The sequence below is a fragment of the Psychromonas arctica genome (assembly GCF_036697365.1).
In the GTDB taxonomy this organism is placed as follows: Bacteria; Pseudomonadota; Gammaproteobacteria; order Enterobacterales; family Psychromonadaceae; genus Psychromonas; species Psychromonas arctica_A.
This window is the reverse complement of the sequence record NZ_JBAHZA010000006.1, coordinates 55464-77318: the sequence shown is the minus strand read 5'-3', so window position 1 is coordinate 77318 and position 21855 is coordinate 55464. Positions and strand designations below refer to the sequence as shown.

At 36.7% G+C, this 21855-nt stretch carries 18 protein-coding genes; 9 read left to right on the top strand and 9 right to left on the bottom strand.

The annotated features are described in order from the left end of the window. Nucleotides 1-194 precede the first annotated feature (194 nt). From V5290_RS08515 to lipA, 4 genes are all read left to right on the top strand, one after another. Nucleotides 195-1352 (top strand): D-alanyl-D-alanine carboxypeptidase family protein, encoded by a 1158-nt coding sequence (locus V5290_RS08515; protein ID WP_333384064.1) that lies wholly within the window; start codon nt 195-197, stop codon nt 1350-1352. Between the two features lie 106 nt (nt 1353-1458). After that, the gene (gene ybeD, locus V5290_RS08510) at nt 1459-1728 is read left to right on the top strand and encodes a DUF493 family protein YbeD (protein WP_333384061.1); all 270 of its coding nucleotides are present in this window, start codon (nt 1459-1461) and stop codon (nt 1726-1728) included. A 9-nt stretch (nt 1729-1737) separates the two neighbouring features. Then, on the top strand, nt 1738-2391 hold the full coding sequence (gene lipB, locus V5290_RS08505; RefSeq protein WP_333384059.1) for a lipoyl(octanoyl) transferase LipB: 654 nt from the start codon (nt 1738-1740) through the stop codon (nt 2389-2391). Further along, a complete protein-coding gene (lipA, locus tag V5290_RS08500; RefSeq protein ID WP_333384056.1) occupies nt 2381-3349 on the top strand; it encodes a lipoyl synthase in 969 nt (322 codons plus the stop codon). Before lipB ends, lipA begins: the two co-directional genes overlap by 11 nt. A gap of 181 nt (nt 3350-3530) precedes the next feature. Here the strand turns inward: lipA and V5290_RS08495 are convergent, their stop codons facing one another. The 4 genes from V5290_RS08495 to V5290_RS08480 form a co-directional block, all read right to left on the bottom strand. After that, nucleotides 3531-5360 (bottom strand): monovalent cation:proton antiporter-2 (CPA2) family protein, encoded by a 1830-nt coding sequence (locus tag V5290_RS08495; protein WP_333384053.1) that lies wholly within the window; start codon nt 5358-5360, stop codon nt 3531-3533. Between the two features lie 343 nt (nt 5361-5703). Continuing rightward, entirely contained in the window at nt 5704-6996 is a 1293-nt protein-coding gene (locus V5290_RS08490) for a TRAP transporter large permease subunit (RefSeq protein WP_333384050.1), read from the bottom strand. 10 nt (nt 6997-7006) lie between these two features. Next, entirely contained in the window at nt 7007-7510 is a 504-nt protein-coding gene (locus V5290_RS08485) for a TRAP transporter small permease subunit (protein ID WP_333384047.1), read from the bottom strand. 87 nt (nt 7511-7597) lie between these two features. Then, complete coding sequence (locus V5290_RS08480; RefSeq protein ID WP_333384043.1) at nt 7598-8668, bottom strand: TRAP transporter substrate-binding protein; 1071 nt, start codon at nt 8666-8668, stop codon at nt 7598-7600. A gap of 395 nt (nt 8669-9063) precedes the next feature. On the opposite strand from V5290_RS08480, the gene V5290_RS08475 reads away from it, so the two are divergent. After that, nucleotides 9064-10005, top strand: a complete 942-nt coding sequence (locus V5290_RS08475) for a 1-aminocyclopropane-1-carboxylate deaminase/D-cysteine desulfhydrase (protein WP_333384041.1) — start codon at nt 9064-9066, stop codon at nt 10003-10005. Nucleotides 10006-10033: 28 nt separating this feature from the next. Here the strand turns inward: V5290_RS08475 and V5290_RS08470 are convergent, their stop codons facing one another. Continuing rightward, complete coding sequence (locus V5290_RS08470; RefSeq protein ID WP_333384038.1) at nt 10034-11959, bottom strand: EAL domain-containing protein; 1926 nt, start codon at nt 11957-11959, stop codon at nt 10034-10036. 150 nt (nt 11960-12109) lie between these two features. On the opposite strand from V5290_RS08470, the gene rsmC reads away from it, so the two are divergent. The 4 genes from rsmC to glgA all read left to right on the top strand — a co-directional run bounded on the left by rsmC (nt 12110) and on the right by glgA (nt 17467). After that, entirely contained in the window at nt 12110-13159 is a 1050-nt protein-coding gene (rsmC, locus tag V5290_RS08465) for a 16S rRNA (guanine(1207)-N(2))-methyltransferase RsmC (protein ID WP_333384035.1), read from the top strand. A gap of 279 nt (nt 13160-13438) precedes the next feature. After that, entirely contained in the window at nt 13439-14665 is a 1227-nt protein-coding gene (glgC, locus tag V5290_RS08460; RefSeq protein ID WP_333384032.1) for a glucose-1-phosphate adenylyltransferase, read from the top strand. 55 nt (nt 14666-14720) lie between these two features. After that, nucleotides 14721-15950: a glucose-1-phosphate adenylyltransferase gene (gene glgC, locus V5290_RS08455; protein WP_333384029.1), complete on the top strand. Its 1230-nt coding sequence runs from the start codon at nt 14721-14723 to the stop codon at nt 15948-15950. A gap of 41 nt (nt 15951-15991) precedes the next feature. Next, entirely contained in the window at nt 15992-17467 is a 1476-nt protein-coding gene (gene glgA, locus V5290_RS08450) for a glycogen synthase GlgA (RefSeq protein WP_333384027.1), read from the top strand. Between the two features lie 143 nt (nt 17468-17610). Here glgA and cysG read toward each other — a convergent pair whose 3' ends face one another. From cysG to V5290_RS08430, 4 genes are all read right to left on the bottom strand, one after another. Beyond that, complete coding sequence (gene cysG / locus V5290_RS08445) at nt 17611-19029, bottom strand: siroheme synthase CysG (RefSeq protein ID WP_333384024.1); 1419 nt, start codon at nt 19027-19029, stop codon at nt 17611-17613. Nucleotides 19030-19229: 200 nt separating this feature from the next. Then, nucleotides 19230-19631, bottom strand: coding sequence for a CBS domain-containing protein (locus V5290_RS08440; RefSeq protein WP_333384021.1), 402 nt, complete (start codon nt 19629-19631; stop codon nt 19230-19232). A gap of 333 nt (nt 19632-19964) precedes the next feature. Continuing rightward, on the bottom strand, nt 19965-20903 hold the full coding sequence (gene mdh, locus V5290_RS08435) for a malate dehydrogenase (protein WP_290038921.1): 939 nt from the start codon (nt 20901-20903) through the stop codon (nt 19965-19967). Nucleotides 20904-21066: 163 nt separating this feature from the next. Then, nucleotides 21067-21831 (bottom strand): transporter substrate-binding domain-containing protein, encoded by a 765-nt coding sequence (locus V5290_RS08430; RefSeq protein WP_333384018.1) that lies wholly within the window; start codon nt 21829-21831, stop codon nt 21067-21069. Nucleotides 21832-21855: the final 24 nt, after the last annotated feature.

Sequence of the window (21855 nt, the reverse complement as noted above, 5' to 3'; positions counted from 1 at the left end):
CATGCCAATAAAAGCCGATTTTTAACCATCGCAAAGTCGCTTTTGTAAGCATTTAACCCTTTATCTCTCCGGTATCAATGACCATGAAATAAAAAATAATTAACCAACTAACCTGCTTAGCCCTTAGCAAATAAAGCTTCATCTGCTATAGTGCGTAACAATTTTTCGACTTAACAACCTTGAAGGTATGTAACATGAAAAAAATAAGCCTACTGCTTATCACTTTCTTACTTAGTATTAATGCGCTAGCCGCTCCAATGATTGTTCCTAAAGCTCCATCAATAGCAGCCAAAGGCTACCTATTAATAGACTTTGATTCTGGAAAAGTCCTTTCTGAAAACAATAGTGAAGAAACATTAGAGCCTGCTTCTTTAACTAAAATGATGACCAGCTATATCATCGGACAGGAGTTAAAGTCTGGTAACTTAAAGTTGTCAGATAAAGTAACTATTTCGAATAATGCTTGGTCTAAAAACTTCCCTGACTCTTCAAAAATGTTTATCGAAGTGGGTAAAGAAGTGACTGTTGAAGATTTGAACAGAGGCATCATCATTCAATCAGGTAATGATGCTTGTGTAGCAATGGCAGAGCATATTGCTGGTAGTGAATCAGCTTTTGCTGATTTAATGAACTCATGGGCCGCGCAGTTAGGCATGAATGATACACACTTTGTAAACAGCCACGGTTTACATGCTGATGGTCATCATACAACCGCTAAAGACATGGCGATATTAGCTAAAGCTATTATTACTGATGTACCAAATGAGTACAAAATCTACAGCGAGAAATCATTCAAATACAATGGCATCGTGCAGTACAACCGTAACGGTTTGTTATGGGATAAAAGCTTAAATGTAGATGGTATGAAAACAGGCCACACTAGCGCAGCAGGTTACAGCTTAGTCTCTTCAGCAACCAAAGACGGTATGCGTCTAATCAGTGTTGTAATGGGTACTCGCTCAGATGAAGCGCGTAAAGTTGAAAGCAAAAAATTATTGAACTGGGGTTTCCGTTTCTTTGAAACAATCACTCCTTATAAAGCGAATGATCAACTAGCTAATGAGCGCATTTGGATGGGTACACAAGCAAACATTCGTTTGGGTGTTCCTGTTGATACTCCATTAACGCTACCACGTAATCAATCTCAAAACTTAAAAGCGGATTTCGTTATCGATAACGAACTACGCGCACCAATTCAAAAAGGTGACAAAGTAGGCCAGGTTAATTACACATTAGCTGATGAAGCAGTGGCAAGTTACGATTTAATCGCCTTAGAAACTGTTGAAGAAGGTGGTATTTTCAGCCGTATTATTGATTACATAAAATTATTGTTTATTGGTTGGTTTGGTTAAAATAGTCCCCATATATACCGTTCATACTCAGGTATAACAATAACCAAATAATTAAAAGTGAGGCATGTCCTCACTTTCCAATATCTAACTTGCTCAGGAACCAATCATGGCATTGAATACTAAATTTGATGAATTACTTGAATTTCCATGTAACTTTTCATTCAAAGTAATGGGCCTTGCTGACCCACAACTTATTCCAGATGTATTATCTGTTGTTCAAAAAATTGCACCGGGTGATTATGCACCAACAGTTAAACCAAGTTCTAAAGGCACTTATCATTCATTGTCGATTCCTGTCATCGTGAATAGTAAAGAGCAAATTGAAGAAATTTATACTGCTTTGAATAAACTCGATCTTGTACGTTACATTTTATAAGCCATTAACATGACTGCAATTCAAGACAAACTAATCATTCGCTATTTAGGTATCAAACCTTACCAAGAAACTTGGCAAGCAATGAGTGATTTTACTGAGCAACGCAATCAAGATACGACCGATGAAATTTGGTTAGTAGAGCATACACCGGTATTCACACAAGGGCTTGCAGGTAAAGCGGAGCATTTGTTAAGAACTTCAGATATACCTGTTGTTAAAAGTGACCGTGGTGGACAAATAACTCACCATGCGCCTGGGCAATTAATCGCCTACTTGCTAATTAACATTCGTCGTAAAGACTTCAACGTACGAAGCTTAGTGAGCATCATAGAGCAAGCTATTATCGACTTATTAGCTGACTACAATGTAACTGCTATTGCCAAGCCTGATGCGCCAGGTGTTTATGTTGACGGTAAAAAAATTGCTTCATTAGGATTGAAGATCCGCAAAGGTTGCTCATTTCATGGTTTAGCCTTGAATGTGGATATGGATCTCAAGCCTTTTTTACAAATTAACCCGTGTGGTTATGCAGGGTTAGAGATGACTCAATGTCGTGACTTAGGTATTGACGCCTCTGTTGCTGAGTTATCACCGCTATTGATTGAGAAATTGAATCAAAATTTACACTATACACAGATAGAGAGTTTTATTAATGAACACTAAGCCAAGCCAATTAACTGCGGGCAACAAACTGCGCGATGCAGATAAAATGTCTCACATCCCTATTAAAGTTATTCCTTCAGATAAAAACACGGTACTTAAAAAACCATCGTGGATGAAGATTAAATTAGCAGCGGATAATACACGTGTTAGTGAAATCAAAGCGGCATTACGTAAAAACAAATTACACTCTGTTTGTGAGGAAGCTTCTTGTCCTAACTTAAACGAATGTTTTAACCACGGTACTGCAACCTTTATGATCCTAGGTGATATCTGTACTCGTCGTTGTCCATTCTGTGATGTTGGCCATGGCAAACCTTTAGCTGTCGATAAAGATGAACCAAAGAAACTAGCAGAAACGATCAAAGACATGAAGTTAAAATACGTAGTAATTACTTCAGTTGACCGTGATGATTTGCGTGATGGTGGCGCACAACACTTTGCCGATTGTATCCGAGAAATACGCTTATTAAATCCAACTATTAAGATTGAAATCTTAGTACCTGACTTTAAAGGACGTATGGATAAAGCATTAGCGTGTTTTGAAAAAGATGTACCAGATGTATTTAACCATAACCTCGAAACAGCACCACATTTATACAAGCAAGTTCGTCCAGGTGCTGATTATAAATGGTCATTACAACTGCTAAAAAAATTCAAAGAGCAACACCCTACTGTACCTACTAAATCAGGTGTAATGATGGGCTTAGGTGAAAGTAACGAGCAAATCGAAACCGTTATTAGAGACCTTGCAGATCACGGTGTAACAATGCTTACACTCGGACAATACCTACAACCTAGTTTACAACATCTTGCAGTAGAACGTTATGTTCCACCAGAAGAGTTTGATGCATTAGGTGAAATGGCTAAGTCAGTAGGTTTTGAACATGCGGCTTGTGGTCCATTAGTTCGCTCTTCGTACCATGCTGATTTACAAGCATCGGGTAAAGAAGTTAAATAAACTTACTTTGAAACTTCTTAATAAAAAGCCAGCTATTAGCTGGCTTTTTTGTGGGTATATTATAAAAGCCCTAAGACTCATCATACTCATTTATTGGGATTGGTATAACCAAGTTAATCCTCGAAAAGCGTAAAGCACGCCTTGAATTCAGTCACTTCCCCTGTACAAAATGTAATTGGCATTAAAAGTTACTTTTATCTTGTTGTTCAGCCTGTTGTTGATTTTGTAACTTATCATTATCTAGTACTTGTTTTAGATCTGCTAAGTGTTGGCGCACTGCAGCTCCATAATGTTTATCATCTCCCCAAACATCAGCTAATTCTTCTAATGCACTTTCGTCATATTGCTTGAACAAGTCACCAGCTTTCTCTGCAAATTCAGAAGATTCACCTAATAATTTTAATGCATCAACACCTAGATTAACCGCTGAATCAAAACTTTCCCGCCTAAAGGTATGCACGCCTTTTTGAAGAATACGATAAGCATGTGTTCTATCGATAGCACGCACAACTATTTTTAAGTTAGGGAAATATTTTTGTGCGATATCAATTATCTGTAAAGACTTTTCAGCTTCATCTACCGCAACCACTAATAGCTTAGCTTCATCTGCTCCAGCTGACTTTAACAGGTCTCCACGCGCTGCATCACCATAAAACACCTTGATTCCAAAACGACGCACTAAATCAATCTGTGCTGGGCTGTGGTCTAAAATAGATAGGTGATAACCTTGGGCAGTTAATAAACGCCCTACTACTTGTCCAAAACGTCCATAACCGACAATAATCACATGATCAGTTGATTCTAATTGTTCAGGATCATCGTACGAACTCGTATACTTATCTTTTAGTAGTACATGTTCGTATATCATCAATAAAACCGGCGCAAACAACATAGAAATAGCGACGACTAAAGTTGTTATTTTAGATTCTTCAGGAGTAAGTATATTCAATGTACCGGTCAATGAAATGAGTACAAATGCAAACTCACCTCCCTGTGCCAAAGCTAATGTGAATAAGATCTTTTGTTTGGACTTGAGTTTAAACAGCAATGCAATCCCATATAAAACAATACCTTTAAGTACAATTAAACCAATAACTAACCCCATAATTAGTACAAACTGTTCAGATAACAGTTGGAAATCAATGGATGCGCCTACAGCAATAAAGAATAAGCCTAATAAGAGCCCCTTAAAAGGCTCTATGTCTGTTTCTAACTCATGTCTGAACTCACTTTCAGCTAAGACAACGCCAGCTAAGAAAGTCCCTAATGCAGGAGACAAGCCGATCTTTTGCATGATTAAGGCAATAGAGACCACTAAAAAGAGTGTAAAAACAGTGAAGATTTCCCTTAAACGTGTCTCAGCAATATAGCGAAACAAAGGAGTAGAAACGTACTTACCAACAAAGTAGATACCGCTAATAACTAATAAAGAGACTCCTACCTGTCCCCATGCAGGAAAATCTTCAATTAAACTACCATTAGTCTCAATATCAGAACTTACATCACTAAAAGCTAATAATGGCAGTAATGCTAAAATAGGAATTACGGCTATGTCCTGGAAAAGTAAAATTGAGAAAGTGTTTTGTCCAGCTGGTTGCTTAATCCAGCCTTTTTCTGTCAACGTTTGTAAGACAATCGCTGTTGATGATAAAGCGAGCATTAGCCCTAACGCCAATGCAGTTTGCCAGCGCATATCAAATAATAAGTAACAAGCCCCCCAAATTAATAAGGTACTTAAGCCAACTTGCAAACCACCTTGCAACACGATTGAATGACGTAATTTCCACAAACGGCTAGGCTGAAGCTCTAAGCCAATTAAAAAAAGCATCATAACCACCCCAAACTCTGCAAAATGCAAAACTTCAGATTGGTCTCCCACTAAACCAAGTGCAAACGGCCCTATTAGAATTCCAGCTAATAAATAACCTAAAACAGAGCCTAACCCAAGGCGTTTAGCAATAGGAACAGCGGCAAGTGCTGCAGCAAGATAAATGACAACAATTTCTAACATTAGGGTCCTTAAGTAATAATAAAATAAAAGATTGAGATAAAAAGATACCGATTACATTGACTATGTCATCTAAATTTTACGCAGTAAAAACAGTTTAATTTAATACGTAAATTAACGTAAATGGCTGTTCTCTTTACTAAATTTACAACGAAGAAGTAAACAATTTTAACAAGTAAAATAGATAAGCTATTTATTATGATTGATATGATTACTCGTTTAATCGATAAGACTTTATAAATATCCCTTATTTTCAATATTGCTGCAATCTTAAATTTTCTATCAAATACACAAAAGCCTCTATTGAAGAGGCTTTAAGTGACATGCATAAACTAATAATGGTTAATTATTCAAACCCATAAAAACCTGGGAATATCACGATTGAAGCTAATACTAATAACTGCAATCCAATGAAAGGAATAACTCCTTTATAGATATCCATTGTTTTTACCTGTGGAGGAGCGACACCTTTTAAGTAAAAGAGGCTGAAACCAAAGGGGGGTGTTAAAAAGGAAGTTTGTAAATTCATCGCAATTAATATCGCAAACCAAGTTAAATCAATTCCCATCATTTCCGCAATAGGGTATAACATTGGCACCACAATAAACGATATTTCAACAAAGTCGATGAAGAATCCTAATACCAAAATAACCAGCATAGAGATAATCAAGAAGCCCCATTTTTCACCCGGTAAACTAAACATGATCTCTTCAATAATCTCTTCACCACCAGTGTAAGAGAACACCATAGAAAATGCCGTTGCACCAATAAAGATTGCAAATACCATTGAAGTCACTTTGAGAGTTTCAATAGAAGATTCCCAAATAACTTTCCACGAACATTGTCTATAGATTATGGCTAAGATAATAGCGCCTACCCCACCAATAGCTGAAGACTCTGTCGGCGTTGCAATTCCATAAAAAATAGATCCCAACACAGCAAAAATAAGTGTTAATGGCGGCGCTATTGCTTTAAAAGCTATCCAATAAGGAGTTATTCCACTTGTACCATCTAAAGCCGATTCAGGTAAAGCTGGCGCAGACTCAGGTTTAAAGTAAGCGTAAACTAAAACATATAAAATAAACGCACCAACTAATATTGCACCAGGGAAGACAGCTGCTCTAAACAGGTCCCCAACCGGCACTCCCATCACATCCCCAAGTATAATAAGAATAATAGAAGGAGGAATAATTTGTCCTAATGTTCCTGAAGCACAAATAACACCAGTAGCTAATTTCTTATCGTAGTTATACTTCAACATAACAGGTAAAGAGATAACTCCCATCGCCACAACAGAAGCACCAACTACGCCTGTCGAAGCAGCTAACAGACATCCAACTAAGATAGTTGAAACTGCAACTCCACCTCGCACACGTCCAAACAATTGCCCCATAGCTTCTAACAACTGCTCTGCTAATTTAGTTTTTTGTAGAATATTCCCCATAAAGATAAACATCGGAACAGCCATCATGATTGAGTTTTCCATGATGCTCATGATGCGATAAGGCATAAAAGCAAATAACTCTACGCCCTCTGCAAAAATACCAAAGATTAAGGCAACGCCAGCAAACACAAAGGCCACAGGAAAACCTGTTAATAGCAGCAATAACGCCACCCCAAACATAATAATACCAATCATAAAATTCCCTTTAAATGTTGTGATTGACTATGCTGCGCAAGCTTTTTATAAGCACACCAAAACCACTTAATGCTAACGCTAATGCAGAGAAAGGAATCATTGATTTAATGATCCAACGATGAGATAAACCACCAGGATCACCACTGGTTTCTTGCAAGTTATAAGATTCTAAAGCGAAGCTGTAGCCATACCATATAACCAATGCACAAAATGGAAGTAAGAAAAATAAACAACCAAGAAAATTAATCCATGCTTTTCCTTTGCTGCTTAAACTTTCATAAATAATATCAACTCGTACATGCCCTTCTTCCTTGAGGGTATAGGCAATGCCCAATAAAAACATCGACGCAAATAAATGCCATTCTAACTCTTGTAGTCCGATTGAACTGGATTTAAAAAAATAACGTGCAACCACATCGTAAAAAACATTAATCAATAATAAAATCATTAATGTGGCTGCAATCTTTCCAACAATATCAGAGAAACGATCAAATACATTTTGCAGGCTTTCCATCTAATAATATTCCTTGTAGATAAAGAGTGGATAAGCAAAAAACTAAAAGCGACACAATCAATAGTGCCACTTTTAATAATCAAACAACTATTCTTTAGTGCTTTGAATATAACCAAACTCTGAAATATCCGTCCATACTCGTACTAGTTTTAAATAGTCTTGTTGAGATTTGATGATTTTAGCGGCCATTTCATCACTTGCAGCTTTTTCAGAAAGAATTTCATCGTTAGCTTTCTTCATTGCAGTTAAAACTTCAGCGGGGAAGGTTTTCACCTTGATATCAGGGAATTCAGATGTCATTTCAGCCCAGTTTTCAGCACTTGAAGCGTACGATTGTACATACATATCGTAAGACGCTTTATGCATAGCAACTTTTAAAATTGCTTGTAGATCAGCAGGTAATGAATCTAGTTTCTTTTTGTTAATAATAAACATTAACTCTGTAGCAGGTTCATGCCAGCCCATGTAATAGAAAGGCGCTATTTTATGAAACCCCATACGAAGATCTAATGAAGGACCAACCCACTCCAATGCATCAATAGTATTACGTTCTAGAGCAGTGTATAACTCACCTGGTGGGATATTTACTGGCGTTGCGCCTAATTTTGCTAGTACTTCACCAGCAAAACCTGGGATACGCATTTTTAGATTTTTTAAGTCATCGAGGTTATTGATCTCTTTTCGGAACCAACCACCCATTTGTACACCAGTATTCCCTCCTGGAAAGGCAACTAAGTTATGAGGGGCATACACTTCATCCATCAGCTCCTGACCACCTCCATATTGGAACCAAGCGTATTGCTCCATAGCTGTCATTCCAAAAGGCATAGTAGTAAAATATAGAGTGTTTGGCACTTTGCCTTTATAGTAATAACTTGCAGAATGCCCCATATCATACTGGCCACTTTTCACCATATCAAAGACACCGAAGGCAGACTTATGCTTATTTGCCGAATCAACACGAATTTTCAAACGGCCATTTGACATCTCTTCAGCCATCTTGACCATATTTTTAACTGAATCACCAAAAACGGGAAAATTAGGCCCCCATGATTCAGCAAGTTTCAAACGATAAACTTTATCTGCTGCAAACACATTTACACTTGTGACCATCACAACTGCAGCGACTAAGGTTTTTTTATATAAAGACTTCAGCATGTTAAACTCCATGTAAAATTAGATTAAACGTCTTGTTTTAAAACAATAAGGTGAAATTCAAAATACACATATTTCACCTATCCATCTCACTCTAAGTGTTATGAACTTGTTAACAGACTGACATGACTCTGAAAGATATGGATCTGTTTAATCACCAATTTGATGCATATATCACAGGGGGCTTGTTTTTTTTCAGAAAAAGCAGTGCTTGCGCAATAAAAAGACAATTTATAAATGCATTCTTTAATCTAAGGTCCTGTTATTTACTTATTTTTTATCGAAATAGACATCTCGTTATAGTTTTGTAAAAGAATAGCCATTAAGGCAATAACATTTTGATTAACTTAATGGCAGACGATTAAATTGATATAGCAGCTTTAGAAGGTAGAAAAATAATGAGTATTCATGGCAGCACTATATATCAGCAAATAAATGCAAGTCCTTTACAAGTAATTACGCATCAATTGTTGACAGAAAAAGGGATCCATTTATCGGTAAAGCGTGACGATTTATTACATCCAGAAATAGCCGGAAATAAATGGCGTAAGTTAAAATACAATTTATTAGATGCTGAAGCTCAACAAAAAAAACATATACTCAGCTTTGGCGGTGCTTTCTCTAACCATATCCATGCATTAGCTGCTGCCTGTCATCATTTTAAATTTAAATCGACAGGTATCATTAGAGGTGAAGCTCATTATGCTAATAACCCAACTTTATCTCAGGCCCAGCAATGGGGAATGACATTGCAATTTGTCGACCGAAAAACATATCGTTTAAAAGACCAAACAGAATATTTATCAACATTAAAGGAACAATATCCAGAAGCTTATCTGATCCCTGAAGGTGGCAGTAATGCCTTAGCGATTCCAGGTGTAGAAGAAATTATGATTGAATTGGTCGAACAACATTCAAAGACGATTGATCATGTATTTACGGCAACGGGAAGTGCCGGCACATTAGCCGGTTTAATTAATGGTGCATTTAAGTACAGCCCAACAACGCAAGTGCATGGTATTGCAGTCCTAAAAGACGCTTTATATCTGAAACATAATATCAAACAATGGGTTGGTGAAGAGCATGAAGTTAGTTGGCACTTACATACTCAGCACCATCAAGGAGGGTATGGAAAGGTAACTAAACTATTGACTGATTTTTGTCACCAATTTACTAATGACACTAGAATTCCTGTAGAGCCTATATATACGGGAAAAATGTTTTATGCTTTATGGCAGTTAATCGAACAAGATTACTTTCCTAGAGGAAGCAATATAGTAGCCTTGCATACTGGAGGCTTACAAGGCTTAGCAGGATTGAGGTTACTTGATAAATTTTAATTTATTAACAGCGTATTTAAATATAGCATTAACGAATATCTATAACTCGCATTCGTTTAGGCGAAGTAAATAAGTTTCCTTGCCCTGCATAGACCCCCAAGCGAAGTAAGCACTTCCACTCCTGTTGGTTTTCAACTCCAACTGCAATCACTTTTGCATCACTATTTAAACAGCTAGCCAGCAAACTTTGCACTGCTACTTGATTAGTACTTCTAAGATGAATATCTCTTACTAAACTGCTGTGTAATTTTAAGTAATCGATATTAAAATCTAAAATATATTGAGTATTAATAACGTATTTACCCACATTATCAATCGCTACCTGACAACCTATTTTTTGTAATGGAACAATCGCTGTACGTAAAGGATAATAATGTTTATCAATCAAATGTTCCGAAATCTCAATCACTAGATTATTACGCAGTTTTTTAGGCTTCTGCATAAGTTCGAATAAGAACCACTTATAGTTTTCTTTATTCATCAATAAATGAGAACACACATTCACAGAAATTGGTGTAGATGCCTCTCCTCTTTGCACTAACAGCGCCAGGACCTTTTCTAACATTTGTCTGTCTATCTGCGCCTGTAGTCCACACTTCTCTGCCATTGGCATAAAAGTACCTGCAGAAATAACTTCTTGGTCATCACCTAGAATACGTGGCCATAACTCAGAGTAAACAATCCCGACAGCATCTCGCTCCATCACATGTTGCTGATATAACAACAGCGATTTTTTCTCTAACACATCTGATAATAAAGTGCGCCAACGAACAGTGCCTTTAGCAATAACAGTATGTTTTAGGTTTTCTTCAGAGATATGCCATCCACTCATTTTCTGATGTTCAGCAACTAATACAGCACGGTTAACATCATCGATAATAAGCTCAGTTTTACTACCATAGGGAAAGTTAACGACTCCAACGTGGAAAAAGTTTTCGATCATATCAGGGTCGGGTAATTGTAATTGGAACAGAGATCGAGTGAGTTGTTTTGCGACCACTTTAGTTTCATCGTAATCCATCTGCGGTAATAAGATAACAAATTCAGATTTATTCGCTCTACCGTAAAAGCTATCATCAAAACGGCGGCAAAAATGATTCAACAGGTCGACCATTTGTGCGATTATTTTTTCACTTTCAGCACTACCAAAACGATATTTAAGGGTACTTAATTCAGTTAAACTAACTAATATCAAACTACTTGAAGCAAAGCTTTCGTCCATTACCACGGTATCGAGTCGATTATCAAATGCCAGGCGGTTTCCAATTCCCGTTGCTTCATCTAAAAAAGCCTTTCCACGAATATGAATATCAAATACGCTTCGTTCTTTACGGCTATTTTCTAACCGTTCAGATAACACATCTAACGCTTTGCTGGCAGCTTTAGGCCACTCACCTTTTTGCGCAAAACGAGCCGTTGGGTTATTTTGCAATAAATAACGTGCGCGTCGCTCTAATAGCTCAGCACCATAGAAGGATCGTTTAATCCAACGTAATGCAAAATATAATAAACTCAAAGACAAAAATATGGCGGTACCAATACCAACTAAAGGCCAAAAAGTAAATTTCAACTCTGAGAATGGCTGACGGGTATGTAAAATAAGATGTACGTTGGGGTATTTTTCTAACGTGTAAGAATAACTAAGTAGTAAGCGCATTGGATAATATTCGCGACTTTCAAAGTAATTCTGATAAACAGTAACGTCATCACGTTTAACTTCTAAACGGACAATACCAGATGCATCGAGTAGATCGGGCAACCAGTGATCGAACTGGGTCACTGTGGTTTGCTTGTCTAATTGCTTTTCAATCACCTCGATAATGCTATCGATTCTTTGCTGATGATACTTTAATGAAAGTGAACGTAAACTAAACAAGCCTCCTACTAAGACCAAGCTAATACACGTCAACACAATAGCACTAGTAATAAACGTAAACTTATTAGTGAACTTCATAACATCCTTGTGACAAACTATTTTAAAGGTAAAGGTGAGTAATAGTTAAAATAACAATATAATACTGAGCCAACTATCCACTTCCATTGGTATAATGGCATTTTCATCATCATTTAGGCTTCTAATAATAAGCTGTAATAGGAAATTTTCATGGCACTTCACTCAACTTTTTCAAATCCAAGCCAAGTTTTACAGCGTAACGAATCTTTATTTGCCGGTAAATCAATATTAGTCGCAGGCAATATCGATGATCATTATCCTATCCACCTACAAACAATAGCATCATCAAGCACATTTTGTTTTAATGATTACCGTTATTACGAACAATTAAAAGATCAACTAAGCAATTCAGATGTTCACTTTACTGCCAATTACCAAGGTAATGAAGCTCAGCAAAAATTTGACTTACTATTAATCTATATCCCTAAAGCAAAAACAGAAATTGAATACTTATTGGCGAACTTGACGCCGCATTTAAAACATAATGCTGGGATTGTTCTTGTTGGCGAAAAAAAATGTGGTATCAAGAGTGTCGCCAACCTATTAAAACCCTATTCAGAATATAGTAATCCTATTGATTCTGCACGACATTGTAGCATTATTTATGCAGAATTAAGTAAGCCTGTCGCCGTATTTAATCAACAAAAATGGATCAAAGATTACCAACTCAATATTAATGATGTGACCTTAACCATACGCTCTTTGCCAGGGGTATTTAGTTTTGGTGAGTTAGATAAAGGCAGTGAATTACTACTCAATAATTTACCAGATGGATTACACGGTGAAGGTTTAGACTTTGGATGTGGTGCTGGCGTCTTATCTTGTTACCTCCTAAAAAAGCATACTCAATTAGCATTAGATTTAATTGATGTAAACGTTTATGCTTTAGAGAGTGCAAAGTTAACATTAGCTGAAAATAATTTACAAGCTAATGTTTTTGCATCAGATGTCTTTTCAAAAGTGAATAAAGAATACGATTTACTACTTTCCAACCCGCCTTTCCATTCAGGTCAAAAGACTAACTATGATGCGGCAGAAGGGTTTATCAATGAATCAGCTAAGTTTTTAAAGAGAAAAGGTAAGCTGACTATAGTAGCGAATAAATTTTTGCGATATGAACCACTTTTAATGCAGGTTTATAAGACATTTAGCGAAGATGCTCAAAATAATAAATTTAAAGTATTGAGTTGCCTCAAATAATTATCATGTAACTCTGTTACCTTAGTGTTATGTTGTTAGTATCAAAAATTGAATAGATTAAGAAATAGGCGCTATGCCATTCCAGTATTAATTATATTAACGGTATGCTCTTAATGGTTAGAAATATGTTATTTAGCGGTGGCATAAATTAATGTAAACAGTGCTTTATTAGTAACGCTAAGTTTGAGAGCAGACAGCTGCTCTACCATTAAAGAGAACGCTATTAATAAGTTTGATAATAGGCATAACTTTTTAAAAATTTAGATACATGGAGGTTCTATGGCTGATATTTTAGCTATGATACTTGCTGGGGGTGAAGGCTCTCGGCTTTTTCCATTAACTCAAAACCGAAGTAAACCAGCAGTTCCTTTTGGCGGCAATTATAGGTTAGTTGATTTTGCATTAAATAACTTCGTTAATGCAGACTTAATGAAAATCTACGTACTTACCCAATTTAAATCTCAATCTCTCAACATCCACCTCCGCCGAGCATGGCGTTTATCAGGTATATCAGATCGTTTTATTGAAGCTATCCCAGCTCAGCAACGCGTTAATAAAAACTGGTATTCAGGTACCGCTGATGCCATTTACCAAAACTATCGATTCATTGAAAAAAGCAAAGCTGACAACGTATGTATTTTTGGCAGTGATCATATTTATAAAATGGATGTGCAACAGATGGTCGACTACCACAAAAAAATGGGAGGAGAGTTAACTGTTGCAGCTATTCGCGTTCAAAAGAGTCAAGCTCATCACTTTGGCATTATTGAAATAGATAATGCTGGGCATATGATAGGCTTTGAAGAAAAGCCCTCCAATGAAGAGGCTAAAACTATTCCTGGTGATCCTGACCATGTATTAGCGTCCATGGGTAATTATATTTTTAAAACCGATACTTTGCTGAGTGAATTAGAAAAAGACGCATTCAATGAAACTTCTAGCCATGACTTTGGTAAAGACATTATCCCGAAACTATTCCCACAGGGTAAAGTGTTTGTTTATAACTTTAACGATAATCAAATTCCAGGTGAGCCAGAAAATGCTTATTGGCGTGATGTAGGTACAATTGACTCCTACTGGGAAGCTCATATGGATCTATTAAATGATGACCAGCCTATCTCTTTGTACAACAAAAACTGGCCATTACATACCTATCACCCTCCCTTGCCTCCAGCCACTTTTCGAGATCAAGGGTCATCTGAAAGCAGCGTATTTAAATCACATATTGGCGCAGGGTCTTATATTAATGGTGCTGAAATAGAAAACTCAATTCTTGGTTTTAGAAGTCATTTATGTACTGATGTTAAAATCAAAGGATGTGTATTTTTAGGCAATGCAAAAATAGGTAAAGGCGCTCGATTAACTAACGTTATTTTAGATAAAAATGTCGAAGTCGCGCCTTATACAGTTATTGGTGAAGATCTAGAAGAAGATCGTAAACAGTTCACTGTTTCTGAAAAAGGCATTGTAGTAATTGGTAAAGGCAGTCGTATAGGCTTTGCGTAAGCATTAATTAACATAATATATCTTGCTATTTTTATTACTTATATAAGGTTTACTCATGGCAAAAGTTCTCTCTATGATTTTAGCTGGCGGTGAAGGTTCTCGTCTTTACCCTCTCACTCAATCACGCACTAAACCTTCAGTGCCTTTTGGCGGTAGTTATCGACTTATTGATTGTGTATTAAATAATTTTGTAAATTCTGACCTCTTACGTATTTATGTATTAACACAGTTTAAATCTCAATCACTGAATGACCATTTACGTAAAGCATGGGAATTAAATAGCTTCACCGACACCTTTATTGATGCGATTCCAGCTCAAATGAATAAAGGAAAACATTGGTACACGGGCACCGCTGATGCTATCTATCAAAATATCCAATTTATTGAAGCAGATGAAGCCGAGATTGTCTGCATTTTCGGTAGTGATCATATTTATAAAATGGATATCCGCCAAAAAATAGAATTTCATAAAAAGAAAAAGGCAACCCTAACAGTATCCGCTATTCGCTTACCCAAAGAACAAGCCTATCACTTCGGTATTATCGAAGTAGATGTTAACGGAAGGATGATCGGCTTTGCAGAGAAACCTGCAGTAGAAGATGCTAAAACAATCCCGGGCGATCCTGATCACGTACTCGCCTCGATGGGCAATTATATTTTTAACTCAGTCGCACTACAAAAAGAGTTAATCAGAGATGCTGAAAATGAACACTCAAGCCATGACTTTGGTAAAGATATTATTCCTCACCTATTAAAAACAGAAGAGGTTTTTGTTTATGATTTTACAACCAATAAAATACCCAACGAAGATGGCGAATCTTATTGGCGCGATGTAGGTACTATTGAGTCTTACTGGGAAGCGAATATGGATCTGATTAAAGCAACGCCGCTCATCTCTTTTTATAATAGAGCTTGGCCAATGCACACTTATTACCCTGCCCTGCCTGCCGCTAACTTTCAAAATCACGATGATAACACCTGCTCGATACGTAAATCTTTGATTTCTGATGGCGCGCTGATAATTGGTGCCACCGTTGAAAAATCAGTATTAGGATTTAACTGCTTCCTTGACGAGGGGACAAACGTTTATCAATCGGTGTTATTAGGCGATACTAAAATAGGCAAAAACTGTGAAATAACCAAAACTATTATTGATAAAGATGTAGAAATTGCAGACGGTGTTAAGATTGGTATAGACCTAGACAATGATAGAAAGCGCTTCACTGTTTCAGATGAAGGAATAGTCGTTATCCCCAAAGGGGCTAGAATTGGCTTTAATAGTTAACCCATAAGCAGCATATTTATGCTCGAATAAAGGCGTTTACAATGGATTCTAAAAAACTAAAAATCCTATTCATCTCTTCTGAAGTGGAAGGATTCTCAAAAACAGGTGGCCTTGCAGATGTAGCTAAAGCATTACCATTAGAGCTTCGTAATATGGGCCATGAAGTTGTTATCATCACCCCATTTTATCGTACTATCGAGCACCGAGAGAGCGCACAACAAATACACCAACTGCATTTAAAAACAGATAATGCAAGACCAGATATTCCATTCGCAGTGCAAGAACTCTCTTTAGATGGCATAAAAGTATTAGCTATTGATAATGCACATTATTTTGATCGTTCAGGTTTATATGGCGAAGAAAACAATGCTTATGCTGATAATGGAGAGCGTTTTGCTTTTTTTGGTATCGCTGCCTTATTAACATCCATTGCAGAAGATTTTTCTCCGGATATTGTTCATTGTAATGACTGGCATACAGGTTTGGTTCCTTACCTGTTAAAAGCACGGTTTCATAGCAATACTCATTTTACCGATACCAAAACCGTCCTTACAAGCCATAACTCTGCCTATCAGGGTATATTCGAAAAATCTCAATTGAACCTCATTCCAGAAGTAAGTTCTTGTATGGACGATCGTGTTTTAGAAAGTTATAGCTATATAAATTTTTTAAAAGTTGGTGTCATTTATGCTGACAAAATCAACACGGTCAGCCCAAACTACGCCAGTGAGTTATTAACGACTTTAGGCTCACATGGTATGTCAGACCACTTCATTGAACGTATTCACGATTTTGAAGGCATTTTAAATGGCTGTGACTACAACGATTGGAGTCCAGAAACAGATAAACTAATACCTTACCACTTTGATAGTAATGACTTATCTGGCAAAGAAAAATGCAAAAAAGCATTGCAACAAGAGGTGGGTTTACAGGTTAATGATACACCTATTTTTGGAATGGTATGTCGCTTAACCGACCAGAAAGGGTTTGCATTAATCATCCCAATTTTAGAACGCTTTCTAAGACATAACGTACAGCTAGTCATTGTCGGCTCAGGTGACCCAGCAATTACAGGGCATTTGACCGCACTAGCCGCACATTATTCAGACAACTTTAAGTTTATTAATGGTTACAGCAATGAGTTATCACACCTTATTGAAGCAGGCTCAGACTTCTTCTTAATGCCATCAATTTTCGAGCCTTGTGGTTTAAATCAACTATACAGCTTAGCGTACGGTACATTGCCTATTGTCCGCGCCGTAGGTGGCTTAAAAGATACGGTAATCGATTATGATCAAGACCCAGATAACGCTAATGGCTTTATGTTTTATGAACCCAGTGCGAATGAACTACTCAACATTTTAAGACGAGCTTTGTTGCTTTATATTGAGCACCCAGAAGAGATGTTACGTTTAAAAACGCAAGCAATGCGTTCACATTTTTATTGGTCTGATTCTGCAAAACATTATGAACGTTTATATCATAGTGCCTTACACATTAGACCGCAGTGGGAGTAATACCAATTATCTTAAATAAACGATCTAAATTTTGCGTAGAAAAAAGGCTGAGTTTACGGTTTAATTTAAACTTTCGATGAAGAATAGATATAAAAAAACCTGATTTAATCAGGTTTTTTTATATGGTTATAGCTTTAAGAAAATTAAGATAAGTTAACTAAGAATGGGTCTCGAGATAACTTTTTATTACTATCAGCTTGGAACCAATTAAGCTTAGTTGAAAGGCTAACGACTTCACCTATGATCATAATCGTAGGGCCTTCTAAACCACCGCCAAGACTAGATAATTCAGATAACGTACCAGTAATAACTTGTTGCTCGCTGGTTGTTCCCTTATTAATTAAAGCCACGGGAGTATTTTCATCGCGTCCATTGATTAATAAATTAGTCTGTATCTCTTGAGCACGTAATAAGCCCATATATACGACTAAGGTTTGATGTGGTGTCGCTAAAGACTTCCAATCCAACGATTTACCATCTTGTTTTCTGTGCCCTGTTACAAAGGTAACGGATTGTGCATAATCTCGGTGAGTTAATGGAATACCCGCATAGGTACTGCAACCTGAAGCAGAGGTGATCCCAGGAACAACTTGAAAGGCAACACCAGCTTCAACTAACTCTTCTAATTCTTCACCACCACGACCAAAAATGAAAGAATCTCCGCCTTTAAGGCGTACAACTTTCTTACCTTGTTGTGCAAATTCTACTAGCATTTGATTAGTACGTGATTGCTCAACTTCATGCTTACCAGCGGCTTTACCGACTGAGATCAAGTCAGCATCACGACGCACTAGATCTAAGATCTCTTTTGAGACTAATCGATCATATAAAACGATATCAGCCTGCTGCATTAATTGTAATGCTTTAAGAGTCAGTAGAGACGGGTCACCAGGGCCAGCTCCAACTAATGCAACATCACCCTGAGCAACTTCATCGGTAAGGTTATCTTCCATGAATTGTTGTGCTTTTTCAATTTGCCCTTTCTGCAGCAAACTTGCCAAATCACCATTACCAAACAACTTTTCCCAGTAGCGGCGACGTAGAGACTCTTTAGTAATGACTTGCTTAACTCGGTGCCTAAACTCACCTGATATCTGTGCTAATCGCCCCAAATGCATCGGTAACAAACTTTCTAGACGCTCACGTATTAAACGAGCTAATACTGGTGCTTTACCACCACTAGAGATGGCAACAACGATAGGTGAACGATCCACAATAGATGGCATGATAAAGCTACACAATTGAGGTTCATCGACTACGTTAACCAAAATTTGTTTTTGTTCTGCAAGTTGTGCGACATGTTCGTTAATATTATGTTGATTAGTTGCAGCGACTACTAACCATTTACCATCCATTAGTTCATCTGAGAACGGTGCCTGAATCACTGATAATTGGTTGTTTTTAGCTTTTTCTAACAACGAATCACAAATATCTGGTGCACAAACAGTAATTGTTGCATTCGCTTTTAATAAGAGGTGCACTTTACGTGCAGCAATATCACCACCGCCAACAACAAGACAATGACGATTCTGTAATTTGGTAAAAATAGGAAGATAGTCCATATATATCTCAGGTTAACAAGTCGAGGTCGACACTATAAAGAATAACAGATGTAATATAAAATACTTAAAATACATTATTTATGATATTTACATATATAAATAAACATTCCTTGCTTATTTAACTGTTTGTTTTGTAATAAAATACGTAATAACTATTTATTCAGATCTTTCAGTCAATATTTATTGCTTCAATAATCGCATTACTCACGCATTAAAGCTCTCACTCCATCATGAATCGTAAATATCCCTAAAATTTCATCTCGGTCTAATACAGGTAAGCAGCTAATATCGTGTGTCAACATTAAGTCTAATGCCTCTTTAACTAATGTATCTGGTGTCACTGTAACTGGTGAACGGGTCATTACTTGATGTGCAGGACGTTGAGCGGTATTGAGGTCACGCACTAGCTCTGCTTCGGTATCTAAAAAAGGACTTAAGACTCTTAATACATCTCTATCGCTTATCACACCTTGCAACTTACCTTCTTCCACTACTAATAAATGATGAAAGCCAGCCTGTGAAAGGATGTTTTGAAGAACAGGAATACGGTCATCCATGGTAACGGTGACCACTCTTGATGTCATTGCTTCTACAACTTTCATATCCACTCCCTATAAATCGTACTTAATACCAATCACACTAATTAACTGACCTATTTTACTTGTTACAATAACTTATTTCTTCATTGTAATTTTCGCAAATAGAACAACTATTAAAGAATTAACATCTTATCGGTAATTCTCCGGTAGACTATTAACGCAATTAATCGACGAAAGGCTTAAATTACGCCTTGAAATCAGTCATTTTTCCTACGTAAAATTTAGAGCACTTATTTAATATAATTGATATAACTTTTCCACAAAACCTTTCATTTAAATACAAAAAAGGCCAGTACAACTGGCCCTATTATAAACGCTTACTAACAAAAAAGCAGATTAGTTGTTAACGAAGTCAACGCCTAGCTTAATATCAGCATGTAATACTGATAACATTTCTTGTTTTTTCGCTTCTTCGAATGCACTTAATTCACCACAAGGTAGAACACGATCAATACCGTTTTTACCTAATAATAAAGGTTGAGCAAAGAAAGGTGAATCTGGGTTACCACCATCTACATAAGCATTTTGGATAATACCTTGCTTACCAGATAACGCTTTAACAAGGTTAACACCAAATACTGCAGCTGCGCGTGCCATCGATAATGTAGCAGAACCACCGCCCGCTTTTGCATTAACAACTTCAGTACCAGCATTTTGAATACGATCAGTTAAATCGATCACTTCTTGATCTGTAAATTCAACGTTTTGAACTTGAGATAATAAAGGAAGGATAGTTGTACCACTGTGGCCACCGATAACGTTTACAAATACGTCTTCAGATGGGATACCTTTTAATTCACCAACAAACTCTTCTGCACGGATAACATCTAATGTAGAAATACCAAAAAGTTTGTTTTTATTGTAAACGCCTTTTGCTTTCAAGACTTCAGCTGCAATAGCGACTGTTGTATTTACAGGGTTTGTAATAACACCGATACATGCAGTAGGTGCAACATCGGCAACCTTACCGATTAATGTTTTAATAATACCCGCATTGATATTGAATAAGTCTGAACGATCCATACCTGGTTTACGTGCAACACCAGCAGAAATTAATACTACGTCAGCACCTTCTAAAACAGCTGTTGGATCATCACCACCAACACCATCGACAGTAACGCTTGAAGGGATGTGGCTTAAATCTTTTGCAACACCCGGTGTAACTGGAGCAACGTCGTATAGTGATAACGTAGAGCCTGCTGGTAAGTCTAATTTAAGTAATAAAGCGAGGGCTTGACCGATACCACCTGCAGCACCAAGAACAGCAACTTTCATATTTTTCTCCAATGAAATAAAATGTTTAAGTATTTAAGAGTAATCGTATCTATTCTAAAATGAATAAATACGCATGTGTGAAATATGTTAAATAATTGTGACTAATGTTAAAGATTAGCTTATTTATAAATGAATGGGTACTACTATATTCCTCTATTCAATGCTAATTTTGAGGAAAATATTGATCATAAATTTGTTTATAAGTACCATTTTCAACAATTAACTTCAAACCTTCATTTAAACGTAAACGTAAATCATCATTACCTTTTTTTACTGCAATCCCATAACCTTTCGAAAACTGTTCAACAAACACAGATTCGGTTCTGCTAATCACTAGAGGTTGTTCTTGCTCAATTTGTTTGCTCAAAAAATTGTTTACAACTTCAAAGTCCGCAAAAACAACATCAATTTTTTGACGTTGCAAATCCTGCAAAGCTGCTTTAGATGAAAAATAAGGGACTATATAGCTATTTTCGGGGGCAGATTTAATTAAATAATTTTGATTAGAAGTATTTGCTTGTACCCCGATCAATTTTCCACTTAAAGAGAATGGTGTTTGCAATTGCTCTTTACTGACAAAAACAGGTGGTACTTTATAATAACTATCACTGAAGTCGACTTTATCTAGTCGCTCACTAGTAATATCTAATGCAGCGATCACTGCGTCATATCGACCAAAAGGAAGTGTTAACAATAATCCATCAAAACGATGATGCTCAAAACTACAAGTCATCTTCATTTCAGCACAAATAGCAGAAGCAATATCGATATCAAAACCAGCTATTTTTTTATCTTTGGTTAAGAATTCAAAAGGATAATAGTTGGCATCAGTAGCAAATCTAACTTGAATATTTTCTAAGGCTTGGGCAAAAAAAGAAGTGGATAATAAAATACTAATAAACACAAATTTACGCGTTACAAAAGCCATAAGATATCGTCCTGATAAGATTTA

Excerpts from the sequence above, each read along its gene's own strand:
- lipA (WP_333384056.1), top strand. The coding sequence starts at position 2,381 with ATGAACACTAAGCCAAGCCAATTAACTGCGGGCAACAAACTGCGCGAT.
- cysG (WP_333384024.1), bottom strand. The coding sequence starts at position 19,029 with ATGGACTATCTTCCTATTTTTACCAAATTACAGAATCGTCATTGTCTT.
- V5290_RS08485 (WP_333384047.1), bottom strand. The coding sequence starts at position 7,510 with ATGGAAAGCCTGCAAAATGTATTTGATCGTTTCTCTGATATTGTTGGA.
- V5290_RS08490 (WP_333384050.1), bottom strand. The coding sequence starts at position 6,996 with ATGATTGGTATTATTATGTTTGGGGTGGCGTTATTGCTGCTATTAACA.
- V5290_RS08495 (WP_333384053.1), bottom strand. The coding sequence starts at position 5,360 with ATGTTAGAAATTGTTGTCATTTATCTTGCTGCAGCACTTGCCGCTGTT.
- glgC (WP_333384029.1), top strand. The coding sequence starts at position 14,721 with ATGGCAAAAGTTCTCTCTATGATTTTAGCTGGCGGTGAAGGTTCTCGT.
- mdh (WP_290038921.1), bottom strand. The coding sequence starts at position 20,903 with ATGAAAGTTGCTGTTCTTGGTGCTGCAGGTGGTATCGGTCAAGCCCTC.
- glgC (WP_333384032.1), top strand. The coding sequence starts at position 13,439 with ATGGCTGATATTTTAGCTATGATACTTGCTGGGGGTGAAGGCTCTCGG.
- V5290_RS08430 (WP_333384018.1), bottom strand. The coding sequence starts at position 21,831 with ATGGCTTTTGTAACGCGTAAATTTGTGTTTATTAGTATTTTATTATCC.
- ybeD (WP_333384061.1), top strand. The coding sequence starts at position 1,459 with ATGGCATTGAATACTAAATTTGATGAATTACTTGAATTTCCATGTAAC.
- glgA (WP_333384027.1), top strand. The coding sequence starts at position 15,992 with ATGGATTCTAAAAAACTAAAAATCCTATTCATCTCTTCTGAAGTGGAA.
- lipB (WP_333384059.1), top strand. The coding sequence starts at position 1,738 with ATGACTGCAATTCAAGACAAACTAATCATTCGCTATTTAGGTATCAAA.
- V5290_RS08440 (WP_333384021.1), bottom strand. The coding sequence starts at position 19,631 with ATGAAAGTTGTAGAAGCAATGACATCAAGAGTGGTCACCGTTACCATG.
- V5290_RS08470 (WP_333384038.1), bottom strand. The coding sequence starts at position 11,959 with ATGAAGTTCACTAATAAGTTTACGTTTATTACTAGTGCTATTGTGTTG.
- rsmC (WP_333384035.1), top strand. The coding sequence starts at position 12,110 with ATGGCACTTCACTCAACTTTTTCAAATCCAAGCCAAGTTTTACAGCGT.
- V5290_RS08475 (WP_333384041.1), top strand. The coding sequence starts at position 9,064 with ATGAGTATTCATGGCAGCACTATATATCAGCAAATAAATGCAAGTCCT.
- V5290_RS08480 (WP_333384043.1), bottom strand. The coding sequence starts at position 8,668 with ATGCTGAAGTCTTTATATAAAAAAACCTTAGTCGCTGCAGTTGTGATG.
- V5290_RS08515 (WP_333384064.1), top strand. The coding sequence starts at position 195 with ATGAAAAAAATAAGCCTACTGCTTATCACTTTCTTACTTAGTATTAAT.